12 protein-coding genes and 1 pseudogene are annotated in these 21,143 nt (G+C 41.4%); 7 read left to right on the forward strand and 6 right to left on the reverse strand.

Annotation, left to right across the window (positions count from 1 at the left end; all coding sequences use genetic code 11):
• Window positions 1-21 precede the first annotated feature (21 nt).
• From QUD05_RS26975 to QUD05_RS26985, 3 genes are all read left to right on the forward strand, one after another.
• Window positions 22-1,002 carry a phosphotransferase family protein gene (locus tag QUD05_RS26975; RefSeq protein WP_289798758.1) on the forward strand — a complete coding sequence of 327 codons (981 nt, stop codon included), beginning with the start codon at window positions 22-24 and terminating at the stop codon, window positions 1,000-1,002.
• A 303-nt stretch (window positions 1,003-1,305) separates the two neighbouring features.
• Complete coding sequence (locus QUD05_RS26980; protein ID WP_289798759.1) at window positions 1,306-2,400, forward strand: iron uptake porin; 1,095 nt, start codon at window positions 1,306-1,308, stop codon at window positions 2,398-2,400.
• Between the two features lie 40 nt (window positions 2,401-2,440).
• Complete coding sequence (locus QUD05_RS26985) at window positions 2,441-2,842, forward strand: iron uptake porin (RefSeq protein WP_289800094.1); 402 nt, start codon at window positions 2,441-2,443, stop codon at window positions 2,840-2,842.
• 123 nt (window positions 2,843-2,965) lie between these two features.
• On the opposite strand, the gene glgX is transcribed toward QUD05_RS26985, so the two are convergent.
• Window positions 2,966-5,092, reverse strand: a complete 2,127-nt coding sequence (glgX, locus tag QUD05_RS26990; RefSeq protein WP_289798760.1) for a glycogen debranching protein GlgX — start codon at window positions 5,090-5,092, stop codon at window positions 2,966-2,968.
• A 609-nt stretch (window positions 5,093-5,701) separates the two neighbouring features.
• Here glgX and QUD05_RS26995 point away from each other — a divergent pair.
• Complete coding sequence (locus QUD05_RS26995; protein WP_289798761.1) at window positions 5,702-7,795, forward strand: TonB-dependent receptor plug domain-containing protein; 2,094 nt, start codon at window positions 5,702-5,704, stop codon at window positions 7,793-7,795.
• 224 nt (window positions 7,796-8,019) lie between these two features.
• The gene (locus tag QUD05_RS27000) at window positions 8,020-8,316 is read left to right on the forward strand and encodes a hypothetical protein (protein ID WP_289798762.1); all 297 of its coding nucleotides are present in this window, start codon (window positions 8,020-8,022) and stop codon (window positions 8,314-8,316) included.
• A gap of 169 nt (window positions 8,317-8,485) precedes the next feature.
• On the opposite strand, the gene nifH is transcribed toward QUD05_RS27000, so the two are convergent.
• The 3 genes from nifH to rsgA all read right to left on the reverse strand — a co-directional run bounded on the left by nifH (window position 8,486) and on the right by rsgA (window position 12,168).
• Window positions 8,486-9,379 carry a nitrogenase iron protein gene (nifH, locus tag QUD05_RS27005; protein WP_289798763.1) on the reverse strand — a complete coding sequence of 298 codons (894 nt, stop codon included), beginning with the start codon at window positions 9,377-9,379 and terminating at the stop codon, window positions 8,486-8,488.
• Window positions 9,380-9,745: 366 nt separating this feature from the next.
• Window positions 9,746-10,138 (reverse strand): substrate-binding domain-containing protein, encoded by a 393-nt coding sequence (locus tag QUD05_RS34195; RefSeq protein ID WP_354666190.1) that lies wholly within the window; start codon window positions 10,136-10,138, stop codon window positions 9,746-9,748.
• A gap of 968 nt (window positions 10,139-11,106) precedes the next feature.
• Window positions 11,107-12,168, reverse strand: coding sequence for a ribosome small subunit-dependent GTPase A (gene rsgA, locus QUD05_RS27010; RefSeq protein ID WP_289798764.1), 1,062 nt, complete (start codon window positions 12,166-12,168; stop codon window positions 11,107-11,109).
• Between the two features lie 467 nt (window positions 12,169-12,635).
• On the opposite strand from rsgA, the pseudogene QUD05_RS27015 reads away from it, so the two are divergent.
• Together QUD05_RS27015 and QUD05_RS27020 are read left to right on the forward strand one after the other, a co-directional pair.
• Window positions 12,636-15,010: pseudogene (locus QUD05_RS27015) on the forward strand (glycoside hydrolase family 31 protein).
• A gap of 239 nt (window positions 15,011-15,249) precedes the next feature.
• Window positions 15,250-19,173, forward strand: coding sequence for a PAS domain S-box protein (locus QUD05_RS27020; RefSeq protein WP_289798765.1), 3,924 nt, complete (start codon window positions 15,250-15,252; stop codon window positions 19,171-19,173).
• Between the two features lie 258 nt (window positions 19,174-19,431).
• On the opposite strand, the gene QUD05_RS27025 is transcribed toward QUD05_RS27020, so the two are convergent.
• Both QUD05_RS27025 and holA read right to left on the reverse strand, forming a co-directional pair.
• Window positions 19,432-19,914, reverse strand: coding sequence for a DUF4168 domain-containing protein (locus tag QUD05_RS27025; protein ID WP_289798766.1), 483 nt, complete (start codon window positions 19,912-19,914; stop codon window positions 19,432-19,434).
• A gap of 109 nt (window positions 19,915-20,023) precedes the next feature.
• Window positions 20,024-21,013 carry a DNA polymerase III subunit delta gene (gene holA / locus QUD05_RS27030; RefSeq protein ID WP_289798767.1) on the reverse strand — a complete coding sequence of 330 codons (990 nt, stop codon included), beginning with the start codon at window positions 21,011-21,013 and terminating at the stop codon, window positions 20,024-20,026.
• Window positions 21,014-21,143 lie beyond the last annotated feature (130 nt).

Below are 21,143 nucleotides of genomic sequence, written 5' to 3' on the forward strand. Positions count from 1 at the left end.
AGACGCAGAGGTACGCAGAGTATGGGTTTTAGTGATGGGAAGATGCCTTTTTTGGCGGATGCGGTTGATCGGTTGCGGGTGGAAGAGTGTTTTGGGCGGTGTTTAGCGATCGCTGCAAATTGTTGTGTGCAGAAAGTCCGGGTTATTCGTCATAAGTTGGGGCGGCGTTGTTTGATTGAATATGAATTGATTAATGATGATGGACAAATAATTACGCTGATTGGTAAGGTTAGGGCTAAGGGAACGGATTTTCATAGTTATGAATTACAGAAATCTCTATGGTCAGCGGGATTTGGTGATGATAGTCCTGATGGAATTTCTGTACCTGAACCTGTCGGGGTAATTCCTGAATGGCAAATGTGGTTACAGCGTAAGGTTGAAGGGGTTATTGCTACTCAATTTCTATCACAAACCGACAGTATTTTACCCTTAAAACTAATTGCTGAAGCTGCCCATAAATTGCACCAAGCTAATATTCCTCCTCGTCGTTCTCATACTATGTCAGATGAACTACGAATTTTGCATGAGCGGATTCCATTAGTTACGCAACAATATCCACAATGGGAAGAACGTTTAGAGAGAATATTAGAAGCAAGTAATCATTTAGGAGAAAACACGCCAGAGATAAAACACTGTGGTATCCATCGTGATTTTTATCCCGATCAAGTGATTATTAATAATTCTCGGTTGTATCTCATCGACCTAGATTTATATTGTGAAGGTAATCCAGCACTTGATATCGGTAATTTTATTGCTCATATTCAAGAATACAGCCTTCGTACTTTTGGTAATTCTCAAGCATTACAAGAGTATGAAAATGTTTTAACTGAAAAATTTATTCAGCTTACAAGCGATGAATTCCTCACAGCAATTCAATCCTATACCACTCTAACTTTAGTCCGACATATTTATATCAGCACCCAATTTCCAGAACGTCGTCCTTTTACAGAAGCACTATTAAATCTGTGTGAACAGCGACTTGGGATAATTTGTAATTCGTAATTATAGAGCTTCTGGGTTATACCAATTTAATGTGAAGTTGCACATATCTTGATCCCCCTAAATCCCCCTTAAAAAGGGGGACTTTGAATTCCCCCCTTTTTAAGGGGGGCTAGGGGGATCGAATTCTATGCAGCTTCGTAAAGAATTGGTATTAAGTGCAATACAGTAACCCCAAAACCCTCATGTAGAGACGCGATTCATCGCGTCTTGAAAGACCAATCATCACTAACGGAACCGTATTGCAGACAATTTATCTGTCACCCTATTTTTGCAAACTGGTAGTATTTTCAGGAGATAGTATTGATGGGTTTGATTTTTTGGCAGAAAATTCGCTTGATTAGTTTAATTGTCTTCCTTACTTTGAGCAGCCTAAATAAAGCTAATGCAACGACTAAGGCAGCGATAAGAGAAAATAATCAATTAAATAAAATCACATCAGTTTCTCAATTATCTGATATTAATGCTGATAGTTGGGAACTTAAAAAACTACAAGCTTTGACTGAGCAATATAACTGCGCTAACCACAATAAAATAACTAACAATCAAACTCTGACTAGATATCAATTTGCTACTAATTTAAATGCTTGCATCATACACATAAATAAGCTAATCACTAATGGTAAAATAAATCGAGAAACCATAACTACCATTCAAAAATTACAAGTAGAGTTTTCGGCAGAATTAGCAACTTTTAGAAATCGCATCGATTTATTAGAAAACAAAGTGGCTGCATTGCAAGCACAACAGTTTTCGCCTCAAGTTGAGTTAGAGGGAGAGATTATCTTTGCGATGACTGGAGTTGCTGGTGGAAAAAAAGCCAACAGTAGAACCAAGCCAATCAATGATAATTTAGTGTTGAGCGATCGCGTCCGTCTTAGCTTAGAGACAAGTTTTACAGGTAAAGACAACTTACAAATACGCTTACAAGGTCGAAATACGCCAGAATTGGCAGATTTTACTGGAACTAAAATGGCCAATTTGGGATTTGATGGCGACGATGACAATGAGATGGAAGTAGATGAGATAGATTATAAATTTCCACTAGGTAAGCAAACTAGCATAACTTTGTACGCTTTGGGAGGAGGATTAGGCGATTTTGTTCCTAGTGTCAATCCTCTTTTTAGCGGTAGTGGAGACGGATCGATTTCTACATTTGGACGAGAAAATCCCATTCGACGACAAGGTGGCGGTGCAGGTATCGGTATTTCTCATAATTTAAATGACTCTCTGAATCTGTCATTGGCATACGTCACCAGCGATGCAGCTAATCCAGAGAGGGGAATTTTTGCTAGTCCTCATGGTGCGATCGCGCAAATCACCCTTGAACCCACCAAAACAACAGCACTTAGCGTTACCTATATCCACTCTTACAATAATGTGAATACCGAACGCCAGTAGCGAATTAACTAACAATCCCTTTAATAATCAGGCAGACGCCATTACTGCTAATTCCTTTGGTGCAGAAGCCGCTTGGCAAATTAACCAAAGTATCACTCTTGGGGGGCGAGTTGGTTTTATTCATGCCAAAGCAGAAGATTTAACAGCAACCCCAAATGCTTTTATCTCCACATGGGCGTTACTACTATCGATCGAAGATATTGGCCAAGAAGATAGCTTTGCCGGATTTGTGGTGGGTCAACCGCCTAAAGTGATTGATAATAGTTTCGGTGATACCTTTGAAGATGAGGATACATCTTTACATCTAGAAGCTTTTTACCACCTGCAAATCACAGATAATCTAGCGATAACTCCGGGTTTATTTGTGATTACGAATCCCGAAAATAATAATAGTAACGACAAAATTTATGTTGGTACGGTTCGTACAACATTTACCTTTTAACTATCAAAGTCCCCCTTTTTAAGGGGGATTTAGGGGGATCTAAAAGGTTTTTCTACCGACCATAGGACTTTTAAAACATCCTCTAAAAGGGAAGTTCGAGTAGTATTTTTTCTCCTCGCACTACTAACTGATCAGGCGTAATACCATCAGAGAACGATCTGTAACTGGTACACTTTGAGAACCTGAAACTAACTTTCCCCGATCTAAAAAGCGAGGTTCATTAGTGTCAATTACTATCTCCCATACCTTTTCTTTAAATTCATTGGGTAAAGCAAAGTCAATTAACTCATAGTGAGCGTTAAAAAATATTAGAAAACTTTCATCAATAATTCGCTCACCACGATCCCCTGGAGTAGCAATTCCCTGCCCATTCAAAAAAATCTCCATTACTTTGGCATAACTAACTAACCATTGCGTCTCAGTCATTTCACTGCCATCAGCATTAAACCAAGCAATATCATTAATGCCTAAACCGTGAATAGGGCGACCTTGAAACCACTTACGCCGTCGAAATACTGGATGTTGATGGCGAAAATTAATTAGTTCACGTGTAAAGTCTAGTAAATCCGAGTTCGCTTTATGCAAATCCCAATGCCGCCAGGAAATCTCATTGTCTTGGCAGTAAACATTATTATTTCCCTTTTGACTACAGCCAATTTCATCTCCCTCTAATAGCATTGGGACACCTTGAGATAGCATTAGAGTTGCTAAAAAGTTTCGTCGTTGCCGTTCGCGCAAACGCATCACTTCTGGATCATCGGTTTCACCTTCTACACCACAATTCCAGGATCTATTATGGCTTTCACCATCTCTATTCTCTTCCCCATTTGCTTCGTTATGTTTTTCGTTGTAGCTGACTAAATCATTTAACGTAAAACCATCATGAGCAGTGATGAAATTAATACTTGCATTTGGGTTGCGCCCGTTTGTTTGATACAAGTCAGGGCTACCGGTAAAACAGTAAGCAAATTGTCCTAAACTATCATCTACACCACGCCAAAAATCTCTGACTGTATCCCTATATCTACCATTCCACTCAGACCAACGCAGTGGAAAGTTCCCGACTTGATAGCCGCCTTCCCCTAAGTCCCAAGGTTCAGCAATCAGCTTCACATCTGCTAAGATTGGGTCTTGATGAATAATATCAAAGAAAGCTGATAGATTATCTACCTCATATAATTCCCGTGCTAGCGCCGAGGCCAAATCAAATCGGAAGCCATCTACATGCATTTCTATTACCCAATAGCGCAGACTATCCATGATTAACTTCAGAACTTGAGCATGACGCACATTCAGAGAGTTACCGCAGCCTGTAAAGTCCATGTAGTAGCGAGGATCATCCTTTACCAAACGGTAATATACAGAATTATCAATACCTCGCAACGATAGGGTTGGCCTGAAATGATTTCCTTCGCCAGTGTGGTTGTAGACTACATCTAAAATAACTTCAATTCCAGCAAAATGAAGTGCTTTGACCATTTGCTTGAATTCAGTGACTTGTTGTCCCCCAGTCCCACTAGCACTGTAACTAGAATAGGGAGCAAAATAGTTGATTGAATCGTAACCCCAGTAATTCCTTAATCCTTTATCTTCTAAATGTCCCGGATGAGATAGAAAATGATGTACTGGCATCAACTCAACTGCTGTAATTCCTAATTGCAATAAGTGTTGAATTGCAGCCGGATGTGCCAAGCCTACATAAGTGCCGCGCAACTCTTCTGGAATAGCTGGATGTAGTTTAGTAAAACCTTTGACGTGAGTTTCATAAATAACAGTTCTATACCAAGGTGTACCAAGCAGTTGATCGCCTTCCCAATCAAAAGATTGATCGACCACAACACACTTGGGCATTATTTTGGCATCATCTAGTTCAGAAAAAACTAAGTCTTTTTCCTCAGCGTCTAGAGAGTAGCCAAAGACAGCTGGATCGTTACTAAACTCACCATCAATTGCCTTAGCGTAGGGGTCAATTAATAGTTTGTTGGGATTAAACCGATGACCTACCTCCGGTGCCCACATTCCATGCACTCTAAACCCATACTTTTGGCCTGAGCTAACTCCTGGTAAGTAACCATGCCAAACAAAATTGTTTTTTTCTGTCAAAGGTATACGAATTTCTTCGTCATCGTTATCAAATAAACAAAGCTCTACCCCTGTTGCATTTTCCGAAAATAAAGCAAAATTTGTCCCTTTTCCATCCCAAGTTGCACCTAAAGGATATACATTCCCTGGNNNCAAAGCTACATACATAAGTAAATCTTGAATAATTAGTTTTTCTGTAAATAATTGACTTTGACTTTTTTGAATAATTAGTTAATAGTGAAAGTTACTAATAATTCTTTAAAATCACTAACATTAAAATTTAACTTATAGTTAATGTTATTTGATCTATCATTAGTAATAGAAATTTCTATTCCTTAAGTGAGAAAAATTAATGCAGAGAGCAACAGCCTGAAGGAAGGAAACTGCTGTGTCTGCGACACGCTGCACAATTTGCTTAAGTAAAGCAACCTCAGCAAAGCTTCTGTCACCTGCTCCCTCCTCCCTGCTCCAGTTTGGCTACGCTACTTCGGCTCCGGTTCCATCGAGCGACTGTGTACTGAGCGTAGTCGAAGTAAGTCGAGATGCTCGGCACAAGTCACGGCAAGCCTCCAGCAAGAACTGTGTCTAAATGATAAGTCTTTAGCCGGATATGATACGACTTCTTTAAATGCGATCGCTCTAGGGTTTAACCCATAGTGAATTGACAAATAGTCTCATCTGAACTGTGGAAATATGACAGCGTGTCTTTTGACACGATTTTACTATTACAGCAACAATGCTACGTAGTGACTGTTTTTACTTGGTGTGAAAGAGAACGTGAAAAAGGATTTTTTGTTGCTAACAGTTGCTTTACCTTTACTGATAGCATCTCCTAGTTATGCGGTTGAGGGTGAAATTGAGCAGAGAAATACTAATAAATCAACCGAAGTCATTTTAGATATTCCGAGTTTGAGTCAAATTGAGCTACCTGCCACTAATGCCGAATTATTATCTCAACAATCTGTACCCATTGAAGTTAATCCAGAAGAAACTCAGCCAGAAACAGAGCAAACTCCGAGCGATGATGCAGACATTTCTATAGAAGCGATCGCAGAACCAGATAACCTACCCCAATCTACTCCAACTTACGTAATCGATAAAGAAGAAATTAAAAAGCAGGGTGCTGCAAGTTTAGCCGATATTTTGAAAAGAATGCCTGGTTTTGCAATCAATGATGTCGGTCATGGTGCAGATATTCACACAGGTACATACTATCGGGGAGCGTCAATTAATCAGTCTGTATTTTTGATTAATGGCAGACCAATTAACAACAATGTCAACACTTATCATGGTGGAACTGATTTAAATAGCATTCCGGTAGAGGCGATTGAACGAGTAGAATTATATAGCGGTACAGCCTCCGCTTTATTTGGTTCCTCAGCCTTTGGAGGAGTTGTCAATATCATTACCAAAGAAGGTTATGGCAAACCTAAATTTAGCGCTAGTGCAGAATTTGGCTCGTTAAGTTTAAATAATCAACAAGTGACTTATGGTGGTTCATCTGATAAGGTCAAATACAACTTTAGCTTTGAAAGATTCTTTACAGATAACCGTTACCGCGTCCCTGTAGGTGCAGCAAATCGTGATGAACAAGGATTTTTATTTAATGCAGACACAGCTACAAGTACCTATTTTGGTAGCATTGGAGTAGATTTAGATAAAAAAAATTCCTTGAATTTAGATGTTACTACACTCAGCAGTCGTCGTGGCTTAATTTATTTTGGTTTCCCTCTGCAAAGAGATAGATTAGACCACGATGGTTTAAATGTTGGCTTATCTTGGAAAACTCGGCTAGGTAATGGCGAAAGCTCTAACCTGACAACCTCGATTGGTTATAACCAAGATTATTTCAGCACTTATGGGCCTACAGGATCGTTTTACCGTATAGGAGCTTTAGATACACAACAACTCACAGCCAGGGTAGATCATGAGTGGAAAGTTACCTCCAATAATAAATTGCGTTGGGGATTAGATTTAAAAAATACCGATTTAACCAGTGATGTTTTGAGTACCAATCCTAGTAGGATTGGCAATAACGAAACTGAAGATCGGAGTTTGTTCAATGCAGCTTTATTTGCTGTCAATACTTGGAATATTAGCGATAATTTTCTGATAGATTTAGGATTAAGACAAAGCTTTGACAGCCAATTTGGAAATTATCTCAACCCTAGTGTTGGGTTACGTTATGCTGTCACACCAATGGTAGCAGTGCGTGGAAGTTGGGCAGGGGGACAACGCAATCCTGGGTTAGATCAGTTGTACGTTTATGATACAGTTCATGGTTGGGAACCTAATCCTGATTTAAGCCCAGAAATTGGCTCAACTTGGACTGCGGGAGTCGATGTTAATTTTTCTCAAAACCTGATTGGACAGTTTACTTACTTTGGTAGTAGTATAGGCGATCGCTTGGGAGTCATCGCCGGAAAATGGGCAAACATTGGATTAGTAGATACCAATGGTTTAGAGGCAGCATTGCAATTAAAAATTGCGGCTGGCTGGTCAACTTTCCTCAACTATACTTATACAGATTCCCAAATAAAAACAGGGACAGAGAAAGGTTTACAATTAGGTTTGATTCCCTACTCTGTATTGCAAACTGGTGTGGGTTATCAAAATTCAGGTTGGCAAGCTAACTTGTATGTTACCTACAATAGTGGCGCTCGCAGATCCATCTTCGTTAACCCTACTGACAAGCCTACAGATTTTGCACCGTCTTTCGTGAATTTAGATTTGAGCGGGCGTATACCTCTAAGTAGCAATTTAGGACTAACAGTTTACTTAGAAAATCTACTGGGTGAGCAATATGAGCGAGTTAATCGCATATATAGCCCTGGCTTTACTTTTCGTCTGGGTTTAAGCGCCAATTTTTAGGTATTCAATGTAAAGATTTTACCATTGTAAAGTCTCTACATTCTTATGTTTTTTCACATGATATTAGAAAATCTCACTTTCCTACCTTTATAGAAAAGTGAGGTTTTACAACATTTTTTTGGTAAATATGACTCTCCGCCGTGCAACATAGTGCGTTAAGCTAAAGCGATAATGACCCTACTTAAAATTTATGTTTAATCTAAAATCTAAAATATAAAATTGCTATGAGAGCCAGAATTGAAAATAAAATACTTTTGATTCACCACGAAGATTTACCAGAGTTTAAGAAGGGCGGTTCGGTGGTAAGAAACTCTTATTTTTGGGCACTACGTTCAATTGCTGGTCAAGCTTCACGTTATCGTGATTGGGAATACGAACCGGAGGTTTGGCTAGCGCTTTCACGAATGCTTTTATCGTTTGCGGAATCTGGATATTTGGGTATTAGAGAAACTTTGCTAGAGTTTCCCTTATCTCAAGGAGAAATTCCTAATTTACTGCGAGATATTTCCACTTGGGAGTAGGGATGTATAGCTTTCAAATCTGGAAATATCTCTTCTATATAGATGCGTAGCGGCTTCTTACAGGGGACAAGCGATCGCTATATATTTCTATTAATGATTCAAACAAAGAAATGCAAAAATTGGGAAAAGGGTGGGCTGTTGCCCACCCTAAACCATTATTTAATTGGTACTACTTTACGGGTGCTTCAGTAGCAGACTTACCTACCAGCATTGCGGTATTTTCGTCGCTTTCGAGGATACCGAATTCAATCAACAATTCTTCTAACTCTTCCATCTCAATGGGGGTAGGGACAGTGAGGTTCTTGTTGTCGATAATCTTGGTAGCCAATGTCCGATATTCGTTACTTTGATTGCTATCAGGTGCGTACTCGTTAACAGTCATCCGGCGCAATTCTGCGTGTTGAACAATGTTGTCACGAGGTACGTAGTGAATCATTTGGGTGTTCAAACGTTTTGCCAAGGTTTCGATTAAATCGATTTCTCGGTCAACGTTACGGCTGTTACAAATCAAACCACCCAAGCGCACGCCGCCTGTGTGAGCATATTTGAGAACACCACGAGCAATGTTGTTAGCAGCATACATTGCCATCATTTCACCAGAGGTAACGATGTAGATTTCTTGTGCCTTACCTTCACGGATAGGCATAGCGAAACCACCGCACACAACGTCACCCAAAACGTCGTAACTTACAAAATCAACATCTTTGTAAGCACCGTTTTCTTCCAAGAAGTTGATAGCGGTGATAATACCACGACCAGCGCAACCCACACCAGGTTCAGGACCACCAGACTCCACACAACGTACATCGCGGAAACCGGTCAGCATTACTTCTTCGAGTTCAATATCTTCTACAGCGCCACGTTCAGCAGCCAATTGAAGAACGCTTGTTTGAGCTTTACTGTGTAGCATCAAACGGGTAGAGTCAGCTTTAGGGTCGCAACCAACAATTAGAATGCGTTGACCCATTTCAGCCATTGCTGCTAGGGTGTTTTGAGAAGTGGTAGATTTACCAATACCGCCTTTACCATAGAAAGCTATTTGTCTAATCTTTTGCTCAGTCATGGTTGTGTTTTCCTACAATGATTTAGTTGATGAGTCGGAAGCTTGATGTAGTTGTTTACCCTTGGCGTCGTAGGGAAGTAGAGCCTGTTGGCGTTGACACATAGCGGCTTGTTGCTACACATCGCATCCTGGCAAAAACATTTAAAATCAGAACATATTTACCCACGAAGTGATGGCTTAAAAGATAGANNNATCNNNTCTCCATCTCCTAATAACGAAGCCTTTGAAACTATGACTTCAGCATTATCAGTTGTTGTAACNGAATCCCAAATGGTTGCTCAAGCCTCAAGAGTGGTTGCAGCAGGAATTCAAATGAACGCAGATTTGTTCCTTGAACCACACAACCAACCAAATTGCAACCCACTCTTAAATGGTCGCTACAACTTTTCTGATTTTGCTGATGTCAAGTAACCAAGAAAATCTATAGCGCTTCTCGTTTCGTGATTGATGCAGCAAGATAAATTCCAGCCTAAAAGTCGTAGCTACCAGTGCAGTAATATANGTACTTGCACAGGCAACATCTGATACTCTGGCNNNGATAATATCTTGGTGACTTTTGACAGTATGGCTAAATTCCTCGAAATTATGGAACGACACCATTCTGCTTGANAGTTTTCGTTCCAAAAGNNNGCAACTGCTNNNACTTAGTTCGCGGTTGGAAATGTTTACTCCCGCAAGACGAAGNNNGTAAATATTCTGTATTCCTATTGAATTGTCAGGCTGTACTAAGAGTCTTTCTTCCCAGACTCCAAGAGTAATTGCCTTTGGCGGTTAATGCTCTAGCTAGGTTAGCCAACTCTTATTGGCTCATACCCAGATAAATTTTGATTGACTTCAAGTTGTTACAAAGGCTACTATCCTACTCAATCTAGTTTTAGATTTTCGTTAAAAAAAGATGTAGCTAATTGAAGGGGACTTACCAGAGCAAAAAAAATTTTTTGAGCTTGCCTCAAACTTGTCTTGAAGTCTTTTTGTGCTTTTACTCGTTTTGTTCCTATAAAAACCATAACATACATCTCACTAATTAATTTGCCGAATCTCAAATTATTTATCTATTTAATAAAAAATTATCCTTAGAACCTTTAATAGTCGTACGTTACGCCCTCACTGGTTACTAGTTAATAAAATTATTTCTGATAACAAATATGTGCAGTTAGATACTTTTGGTAATTTGATAAAAGTATTTAAAACTAATGTTTGAAAAAGAAAACATAAATTCTTATTTTTGCAGTCAAAATTATTGTAAATAAAGTAGATTAAATAACTCACAAAATTCCACACAGTAATAAGTAGAAAAGCTTATACCAAAACCGGACTTTCTTCTACAAAACGCTCAAACACTTGACCTAGAAACATTCTAGCTGTTCCCTATCTAGCAACTATATTTTTTCAACTAACTATAATTTGAGGGAAATTACAGTTAGTTGAAAAGTCCGATCATATTGAACTAGCTGTCTCCCTAGCAGCTTCTCGCAGCCGCTCCACATCGCGCATCGGTGGTGCGCCAAAGAGCCGCTTATACTCTCGGTTGAAGTGCAATCCTTTGAGCGGCTCAATCGTCCCATCATGACGAATCGCCTGGGCAATCCGCTCTTTCAGTTCGTCTCTGTTGGCTTGCGCTCTGTCTACCTTGTATCCTCATTCCCAGCCTCCCCTCCAGGCTGGGAAGCAGTTGGGGCAAGGGCTGTATCTTAACTTAGTGCCATTCTGTACTGACACCTGTGCAACTAGCGCTTGTGATGATTTCGCATAGATTTATGAATCTTCTTCCATCTTTCTTTCTCAGCTAATTGTGCCCTCTGGTCTTGTTTGCGGGTCAGGTAGTCGAGTTCTTTTTGTAACTTTTGGTAGCTAAGAAACCTGGAATAATCAAGTTCTCCCTCAGCCAAAGCTTGCTGCACGACACAACCCGGTTCGTTGTTATGCTGACAATTGCGGAAATGGCATTCTTGAGCCAAGGTTTCGATGTCTGCAAAAGTTTCTTGCAAACCTTCATCACCTGCCCAAATTTGGATTTCCCGCATTCCTGGAGTATCAATAATTAATCCGCCAGTAGAAAGCAAAATCAACTCACGATTAGTTGTTGTGTGTCTACCTCGGTCATCACCTTGCCGTACTGGTTGCACAACTTGGACAGATGCACCTTGCAGTTGGTTGGTGATGGTGGATTTACCAACACCAGAAGACCCCAACAAAGCAACTGTCTGTCCTGGTTGCAAGTAAGGTTTTAAGACATCCAATCCTTGATGATTGGTGGCACTTAAAACTACAATTGGTACACCCAAAGCAACTGCTTCTACTTGTGTTAAATACTCTTCTAGAGAATTGCACAAATCTGCTTTGTTTAACACAATTACCGGATTTGCACCACTTTCCCAAGCCAGAATGAGATAACGCTCAACTCTTCTAGGGTTAAAATCGCCATCCAATCCTGAGACTAAGAAGACTGTATCAATATTCGCTGCAACAATTTGTTCTTCTGTTTTACTACCCACCGTCTTGCGAGAAAATTTGCTTTTCCTAGGTAAAATCTCGTTGATAGTGGCTCGTCCTTCAGATTCTCTGACACTAATCACAACCCAATCTCCAACGGCGGGAAAATCTTGTGGTTGAGAAGCACGATGCCGCAATTTACCTGAAACTTCTGCTGAAAGTTCGCCTTGTTCGCTATAGAGGGTGTAAGTATTTCTGTATTCAATAGCAACCCTACCAACGCTAAATCCTTGTAAGCGATAGGGTTCAAAGCTGCGAGCAAAAAAGTCACTCCAGCCTAAATAATCCAAATTCATTGATGTTTCCTCGATGTGTGCTACTTGTTTTGCACAAGGTTCCACAGAGGAAGACACTTCTATGCAGGGGAACTCCCCGCACCAGAATGTCTGTGAATTCTAGTTTTCATTCCTGTAGAAAAGAGAACTGAACAAAATCTCTGCGCCTTGTGTTATTTGAGTTGGGATGGTCAAAGTAACCCGGACTGCTAGCAACTCAGTCATAGTTCGTCCTCCTTGTGTACTACAGTAAATAATCTCCACTACTACATTAGCTTATTCCAGAAAATTCGTTTAAATTATGCAATTTTAACTTTGATATTTATCGCGTATTGAAAGACTAATGCACAAGTTTGCACATTATAAAAACAATTTTGGTAAAAAATATTTGCTCATTTTTCACCAACTTCTAGCAAAAGAAAGAGTTTGAGGCTGAGTATCTCTGTAATCATGAATGCGGATAAGTGTTTACCTGCTAAATAACTGATATGCCGCAATATTTCGGAAAACTACCTACAACAAACCAAGCTTGGACAACTGTTAGCAATGTAAAAGCTGTAAGTTGGGAAAATAATATTGTCAATTTTGACTGTGGCGACTCATGCCTGACTATCAGCGTACTGACTCCGAATTTAATCCGCGTGCGTTTTGCACCAACTGGGGAATTTATGCCTCGCCGCTCTTGGGCAGTGACGCCGGATGATGCAGAATGGGCAATAATACCTTTTGTAGTGCGAGAAACTGAAGCAACGGTTGAAATTGAAACAGAACAGATTCGTGTGTGCGTTCAGCGGGAAAAATGTCGCATCGCCTGTTTTGACAAAGCTAATCGTCCCTTTGCTCAAGATGCAGAGATGGGGATGGGTTGGCGGATGGGTGCAGTTGCGGGGTGGAAGGAAATTGCAGCCGATGAACATTTCTATGGCTTTGGTGAACGTACAGGCTTTCTGGATAAACTCAGCGAAGTGAAAACTAACTGGACAACGGATGCTCTAGATTATGATTCACTAACTGATGAAATGTACCAGGCAATTCCATTTTTTATGGCTTTGCGTCCGCAGGTAAGCTATGGCATCTTTTTCAACACCACTTTTTGGAGTCAGTTCGATATCGGCGCTGAACAACCAGGTATTTGGAAGATGGAAACTCGTGGCGGTGAATTGGATTATTACATTATCTACGGCCCTGAACCTGCCCAAATCCTGGAGACTTACACTCAGCTAACTGGGAGAATGCCATTACCGCCGAAATGGGCGCTAGGTTATCATCAATGCCGTTGGAGTTACGAATCAGAAACCGTTGTGCGGGAACTAGCAAAGGAATTTCGTCAGCGCCGCATTCCCTGCGATGTTATTCACTTGGATATTGATTATATGCGGGGCTATCGAGTGTTTACTTGGAGTCCTCAACGTTTCCCCAATGCGGCAAAACTGATTAGTGATTTAGCAGAGGATGGTTTCAAAACAGTCACAATTATCGATCCTGGTGTGAAGTATGAACCAGAGGGTAATTATCATGTTTTTGACCAAGGCATAGAAAACGACTATTTTGTGCGTAAAGCTGATGGCACGTTGTTCCACGGCTACGTTTGGCCAGAGAAAGCTGTTTTTCCTGATTTTTTACGTCCTGATGTGAGCAACTGGTGGGCTGATTTACACAAAAGCCTAACTTATATTGGTGTGGCAGGAATTTGGAATGATATGAATGAACCTGCCATAAACGATCGCCCTTTCGGCGATGATGGGGAAAAAATTTGGTTTCCTCTAGATGCGCCGCAGGGGGAAGGGGAGCAGAGGGGCAGAGGAGCAGAGGGGCAGAGGAGAATTTATCTAAGTCCACTCATATAGAAGTGCATAACTTGTATGGGTTGATGATGGCTAAAGCTTGTTATGAAGGGTTACAGCGGCATCGAAGTTCAGAGCGATCATTTGTGTTAACGCGATCGGGTTATGCTGGTGTGCAACGCTGGTCTTCTGTGTGGATGGGAGATAACCAATCGTTGTGGGAGCATTTAGAAATGTCTCTGCCGATGCTTTGTAACATGGGACTTTCGGGTGTGGGGTTTGTGGGTTGCGATATTGGCGGGTTTGCTGGTAACGCCACTGCTGAATTATTTGCTCGGTGGATGCAGGTAGGAATGCTTTACCCATTGATGCGCGCTCACTCGGCAATGTCTACTGCTCGTCATGAACCTTGGGTATTTGGCGATCGCGTTGAAAATATCTGTCGAGAATACATTAATCTACGTTACCAATTACTTCCCTATATTTATAGTCTTTTCTGGGAAGCGGCAACAACGGGCGCACCGATTTTAAGACCATTATTGTACCACTTTCCCAACGATCCGAAAACCTATAGCCTTTACGATCAAGTATTGTTAGGTGCATCGCTGATGGCTGCACCAATTTACCGCCCTGGAGTTGAGCATCGAGCTGTCTACCTACCCGCTGGCACTTGGTATGATTGGTGGACTGGCGATCGCTATGAAGGCCCGATTCACATTCTTGCTCATGCACCACTAGAAACAATGCCACTGTATGTCCGTAGCGGTGCGATCGTTCCTATGCAACCTGTCAGCCAATACGTTGAGGAATCGCCACTCCACCAGATCCGATTACGGATTTGGCCTGGTAATAATGAATATCAGCTATTTGAAGATGATGGAGAGACAAACAAGTATCAAGACAAAAAGTTCTCGCTAGCAAATATCAGCGTATTTACTGACTCCGATCAAACGGTAGTTGAAATTGGAGCGAGAATAGGAGAATGGACACCTCCACCGAGGGAAGTGATTGTAGAACTTGTTGGTGTTGGAGAGCAACGTTTTCAAGATGATGGTAAGCTACATAGCCTGCAATTCTGAAATACTCACAAAGGTGGTTTTTGAGCCACCATTATTTTCATTATGAAAGGAAAAATATGCATAGAGGTAGATGAAAAACAAGTCAAGGTGTAGCTTAAAATACAAATAACATCAATGATTAAATCGTAAGAAATACGTAAGTTTACCACGCTAGATAGATGCGGTTAGAGAACACTCAATGTTAAATATTAACCGCTTGCGAGCTGCAAGATAGATTTAAAATCTCTACAAATTCACTTGTGCCAAGAGTCGCAAGTGCGATCGCTATTTTTATTGGTAGCTTGGTATTAATTGGCTGGTGTCTTGGTATTGAAGTTCTGAAGCGCGGCTTCTCTGGTAGTCCTGCAACGATGAAAGTCAACACGGCATTATGTTTTGTGTTGTGTGGTATGTCGCTGTGGCTATTTTTAACAGCAGGGGAGCGGGGGAGCAGGGGAGCAGGGGAAAACAATTCAAAATTCAAAATTCAAAATTCAAAATTATTTACCCATTTCCCTACTCTTCTAATCTCCCAGGTCTGTGCAATAGCTGTCACCACAATTGCGGCACTTACTCTCTGTCAATATCTGTTTGGCTGGAATCTTGGCATTGACGAACTGGTGTTTCGTGATTCGCCAACTAGTATAGCGACATCGCATCCGGGGCGAATGGGGTTGAACACAGCACTGAACTTTATCCTGCTCAGTGTTGCCCTACAGATTTTGATTCATCCAAAAACCCACCGCAGTTATTGGTATGCCCAAATTATCGCTCTCATTGCTACTTTAACTTCCTTTCAAGTGCTGATAGGCTATGCCTACAAAGTGGAAGTTCTCTACGGACTTGCCCCTTATACAACATCAATGGCGTTACATACAGCGGTGTTGTTCCTCTTACTAAGTATAGGTATTCTGTGGGCGCGGGCAGAACATGGCTTAATGAGGGTAGTTACAAGTGATAGTTACGGCGGCTTAGTTGCACGTCGTTTATTAATTGCCGCGATCGCAGTACCTTTTATATTAGGGTGGGTAATTGTTGAAGGGCAACGAGCAGGACAATACAATCCAGCATTTGCAGTATCGGTGTTTGCGATCGTTCTGATTGTAATTTTTACTATTTTGATTTGGCAAAGTGCCAGGGTTATTGAATACCTCAGCTATCAACGCGACCTTGCCCAAGAAGCACTGAGAACCTACGAAGCTAAACTAGGGAGTTTTGTAGATTCTAACGTCATCGGCATTCTGTTTGGCGACGTGTATGGCGGTATCCAGCAGGCAAACGACGAATTTTTGAGGATGATTGGTTACACGCGGGAGGATTTGTTAGCAGGTAAGTTAAGTTGGCGCAATATCACACCACCAGAGTATTTATACTTGGATGAGCGAGGTGTTGCCGAAGCCCAAGGAAATACCAACGCTACTTGTACGCCTTACGAGAAAGAATATATTCGCAAGGATGGTAGCCGTATCCCGGTTTTAGTTGGTTATGTGCTGCTAGGAGAAAACCGGAAAGAGTCAGTAGCGTTTATTCTCGACTTGAGTGAACGCAAGCAAGCAGAGGCAGAGCAACACAAATTAGTGTCGGTAGTAGAAAATAGCTCTGATTTTATCGGCATCGCCACCCTTGAAGGTCAGTTACTCTACATAAATGATGCAGGTCAAAAGCTGGTAGGTCTTGCTAGCCTTGATGAAGTGAGGCAAAAAGCAGTATTAGATTACTTCATGCCCAAAGACAAAGCCTATTTCCAAAAATATATACTGCCGACTGTGCTATCAGAAGGGCGCTGGCAGGGAGAATTCTGCTTCCGGCATCTCCAAACAGGTCAACCGATACCAGTTGATTACAACATCTTCACCGTTACAGATAACAAAACAGGTCAGCCAATTGCCTTAGCAACGGTGACTCGCGACATCACCAAGCAAAAGCAGACCCAGGAGCAAATTTTACAGCTAAACAGGGATCTACAGCGCCGCATTAGTGAGTTACAAACTTTGTTGGAGGTAATTCCCATCGGAATAGGCATTGCCGAAGATCCAAAATGCCAAAATATTAAGGTTAACCCTGCTTTTGCCAAGCAGTTGGGCATATCGTCAGATACAAATGGTTCTCTCAACGCTCCCTTGGACGAAAGACCAACAAGCTTTAAGATACACCGCGAGGGAAGGCAACTGTCAACAGAAGAACTCCCAATGCAGTACTCTGCTGCTCATGGTGTCGAAGTTCTGAATTCTGAACTAGATATAACACATGAAAATGGTAAAATCGTCAAGCTTTTGAACTATGTTGCACCCCTGTTTGACGAAGAGGGTAAAACTAGAGGAAGCGTTGGTGCATTTTTAGATATTACGGAGCGCAAACACGCAGAAGAAGTACTTTTAAACCAGCAAAAATGGCTAGAGGATGTGTTAAATCTGATGCCAAGACCGTTGCTGTTTATCGAACCAGGAACAGCGCGGGTAACTTTTGCCAATCGCTCTGCTGACGAATTAGCTGGAGGCGAATTTCCCAAAGGTGTACCCGCCGAAGATTATCACACAGTTTACTACTATACAGATGCCGCTGGCGATCGCATCCCCAATGAACTTATGCCAGGTGTGCGGGTTGCCCGTGGCGAACGCCTGAATGGATTGGAGGTGGATTGGCATACTCCCGCTGGTGTGCTATCTCTACTAGTATTTGCCGATACCTTACCAGCAATGCATGGTCATCCGGCTACCTGTATTTTGGTGTTCCAAGAAATCAGCAACCTCAAGGCTGCACAAAAAGCCCTCTCATTAAGTTACAAAAGGTTAAAGCTACTATTCGACACAGCTAACGATTTATTATCGAGTCAGCAACCAGTAGTATTAATTGATAGCGTCTACCAAAAACTAAGAGACCAAATTGGTTTAGATATTTACTTTAACTATTTGGTTGAGGATAACTCTCAGGTAATGCGGCTAGAGTCTTACAGTGGCTTTTCCCAGGAGATGGCAAACCAAATCGAGTCATTGGGATTTGGTGAAGCGGTTTGTGGGACTGTCGCCCAGGAGCGTTATGCAATTGCTCTAGAGAATGTGCAGCAATCAATTGACCCGAAAACAGAATTGATTCGTTCTTTAGGTATTACTGCTTATTATGGTTATCCGTTAATTGCCCAAGGACGGTTGTTGGGTACTCTTTCTTTTGGCAGCCGCACTCGGTTAAGCTTCACCGACAATCAAAAAGGGATGATGCAAGCAGTATGCGACCAAATAGCGATCGCAATGGAACGGGCTAGTTTAATTGCTTCTTTACAACAACAAACTGAGCAGTTACAAGAAGCCAACCGGATGAAGGATGAGTTTCTAGGAATATTATCCCACGAATTGCGATCGCCCCTCAATGCCATCCTTGGTTGGGCGCAATTACTGCAACGAAGCAAGCTCAGTGATACCCAAATGGCTAGAGCAACGGAGACAATTGAGCGCAACGCCAAAGCGCAAACCCAGCTAATTGAAGACCTGCTGGATATATCGCGGATGGTTAGAGGCAAGTTACACCTCGATGTCCGTACTTGTAATTTGGTTCCCATAATTGAGTCAGCCATCAAGACTGTTAGTTTAGCCGCCCAATCCAAGCAAATCGATTTGAGATTTTCCCTGATTCCCTCAAAAGCAACGCCAAATTCCGATTGGGAATTAGGAGTTAATCACGAAAATCTCGAATTTCCAGCAGCACAATCCCAAACCAATCAACATTCAGAAAACAGCAAGCTGGGTGAAAATTCTCAATATTTAGTTTCCGGCGATTTCGAGCGCTTGCAACAAATCATCTGGAATCTGCTATCCAATGCCATCAAATTTACACCCGTTGGCGGAAGGGTAGAGTTGCAATTGTCAGTGGTTGGTGGACAAGAAAAACAACAGACAACGGATAAATATGCCCAAATTCAGGTGATTGATACAGGTATTGGTATCAGTCCTGATTTTCTGCCTTACGTTTTCGATCGCTTTCGTCAAGCTGATAGTTCTAACACTAGAATTTATGGTGGATTAGGACTAGGATTAGCGATCGTCCGTCATTTAGTAGAATTACATGGTGGTACTGTACACGTAGATAGCCCAGGCAAAGAACAAGGAGCGACATTTACCGTCAAACTACCACTTCTGAAGAATGCCCACCTCGGCTCTTCTGCCCCTCTGCCCCCATCCCCTGGAGTTTAGTCGATGCGAGAACAAAATTTTTTATATCTAGCAGTCCTAAATCATTTGTGAAAATTATATATCTCTTTCTTCCCTTTGCGTCCTTCTCTAGGAGACACTACGCATTAACATGGTGTCTCCTAGAGAAAGCGGTTCGTTGCCTTATCTATATTTTTCATGAATCAAATAGGACTGCGATAATGTCCGAATAATTAGTATGATTCCCATAGTAGTTAACCACTTACTTACTACGTGCTGGGATTTACGTAGCCCTTCTAATTACCGAGACTCAGGAGGTTGTTGCAGCCGTAATAGAGTATTGTAAACCTGCTTTTTTAAGATAGTATTATTTTGTAGTTCTATGGTAATTTTGTTGAACTGTTCAAATTTCAAACCATTATCTTCGACAATTTTTTGAGCGTGGTTACAGTAGTTCACTGCGATATCTTGAGCCTTCTTTGGAAGACCATTGATGCTATTAGAATCGTTGCAAACAATCTGGGGAATTTCTCCATTGCCAATAAGTTTTTTAATTTCTTCAAAAGCATTTTGACGGGCTGGCTCCATTGCTAGCACGGCTTGAGCATAACTGTTGATTTCAGTATTGTTAACTATTGGTGCTGGAGTTTGAGCGTCAGCTTTAGAACTCAATGAAAAAGCGTTAGAAATCACACCCAAAGAAGCGATCGCGCCGAAAAATAACGATCGCGAAAGGGTTCGCTTTCGGCTAGTTCGAGAAAATAAATCGGAAATTTTCTTCATATAGTGTGTGACACGAAACTACATCAGGGATATTATAAGAAATTTGAATTATTTTCGGAGTTGGAAGTTCCAGGAACCGATCAATACATCCAGCTTTTATATTTAATTGTCAATTTCCTCGGCATACTTGACAAAGTTCGATTACTTTTGTCTGGAGTGTTGACATTTCTGATGCTCCTTGCTTGAGGCTGACTTCTAATTCCAGCAGTAGGGGTAAGCAAGAGATTAACTGTTGCACAGAAAGCAGCTTGATTTCTTGCTGTAAGAAATAAATCCGTTTGGGATTACCGATATCAGCGGCAATAGCGATCGCTTGTTGATTCCGTTCCCCACTTTCTATCATAATCTTTACCCACAGCCAGGTGCGAAATTGTCCAATCAGTGTGGCAACTATCCGTAATCCCGGCTCGGAAGCATTGCTCAAATCTGCCAGTGTTGTCAAAGCTTTAGCTGTATCTCCTGTTCTGATTGCTGCTGCTAATTGTAAGCTATTTTGAGTAGTATTTCTTACTAACTTTGTAACAGTATCTATGTCTAAAGGCTTATTGCTACCTTGGACATATAGCCGTAATTTCTCTAACTCATTGTAAAGAAGCCGTGTATCATTGCCTACAGATTCCGCCAACAGATGGGAAGTATTGGCAGTCAGTTTCACGCCTACTGTCTGGGCTGCTTGATTAACAGATTGCACCAGTAATTCTGTTTTCCAAGGGGGGATGAGGGGAAATTCTCGGAATTCAGTCGCAAACTGTTTTAATAATTTCGTGGATTTGAGGCGTTCATCTGGCTTATTGCGGCTAGTGAGCAATAAAAATGAGTTTTCGGGAATGACTCTTAGCGATCGCCCCAACTCTGCCAATACATTCTCTGGACAGTGCTGACACAGAGTAGTGTTGATCAGCCATACCAAGCGCCCACCAGCGCCAAAAGTAGGCGTCATCACCTGATTTAAGCCCTGGATAGCAGCATCAGCTTGATCTGGGGAAAATGCAGTGTAATTAAAACTTGTCCATTGGGGATCGAGGACGCGATCGCGCAGAAGTGCGATCGCCTTTTCCATCGCAAAATCATCTTCACCCCAGTAAACATAGATTGGCATAGATAAACCTCTTAGTAGATGGGCACTGCGCATTGGGCATTGTTGAAGAGTTAATATTTATAACTTCTAACTCCTAACTCCTAACTCCCCACTCCCCACTTCCCACTCCCAAAAATTAAATACTTTTGAA

The sequence above is a fragment of the Nostoc sp. GT001 genome, from assembly GCF_030382115.1.
In the GTDB taxonomy this organism is placed as follows: domain Bacteria; phylum Cyanobacteriota; class Cyanobacteriia; order Cyanobacteriales; family Nostocaceae; genus Nostoc.

Excerpts from the sequence above, each read along its gene's own strand:
- QUD05_RS27000 (WP_289798762.1), top strand. The coding sequence starts at position 8,020 with ATGAGAGCCAGAATTGAAAATAAAATACTTTTGATTCACCACGAAGAT.
- QUD05_RS27025 (WP_289798766.1), bottom strand. The coding sequence starts at position 19,914 with ATGAAGAAAATTTCCGATTTATTTTCTCGAACTAGCCGAAAGCGAACC.
- holA (WP_289798767.1), bottom strand. The coding sequence starts at position 21,013 with ATGCCAATCTATGTTTACTGGGGTGAAGATGATTTTGCGATGGAAAAG.
- rsgA (WP_289798764.1), bottom strand. The coding sequence starts at position 12,168 with ATGAATTTGGATTATTTAGGCTGGAGTGACTTTTTTGCTCGCAGCTTT.
- QUD05_RS26975 (WP_289798758.1), top strand. The coding sequence starts at position 22 with ATGGGTTTTAGTGATGGGAAGATGCCTTTTTTGGCGGATGCGGTTGAT.
- nifH (WP_289798763.1), bottom strand. The coding sequence starts at position 9,379 with ATGACTGAGCAAAAGATTAGACAAATAGCTTTCTATGGTAAAGGCGGT.
- QUD05_RS26980 (WP_289798759.1), top strand. The coding sequence starts at position 1,306 with ATGGGTTTGATTTTTTGGCAGAAAATTCGCTTGATTAGTTTAATTGTC.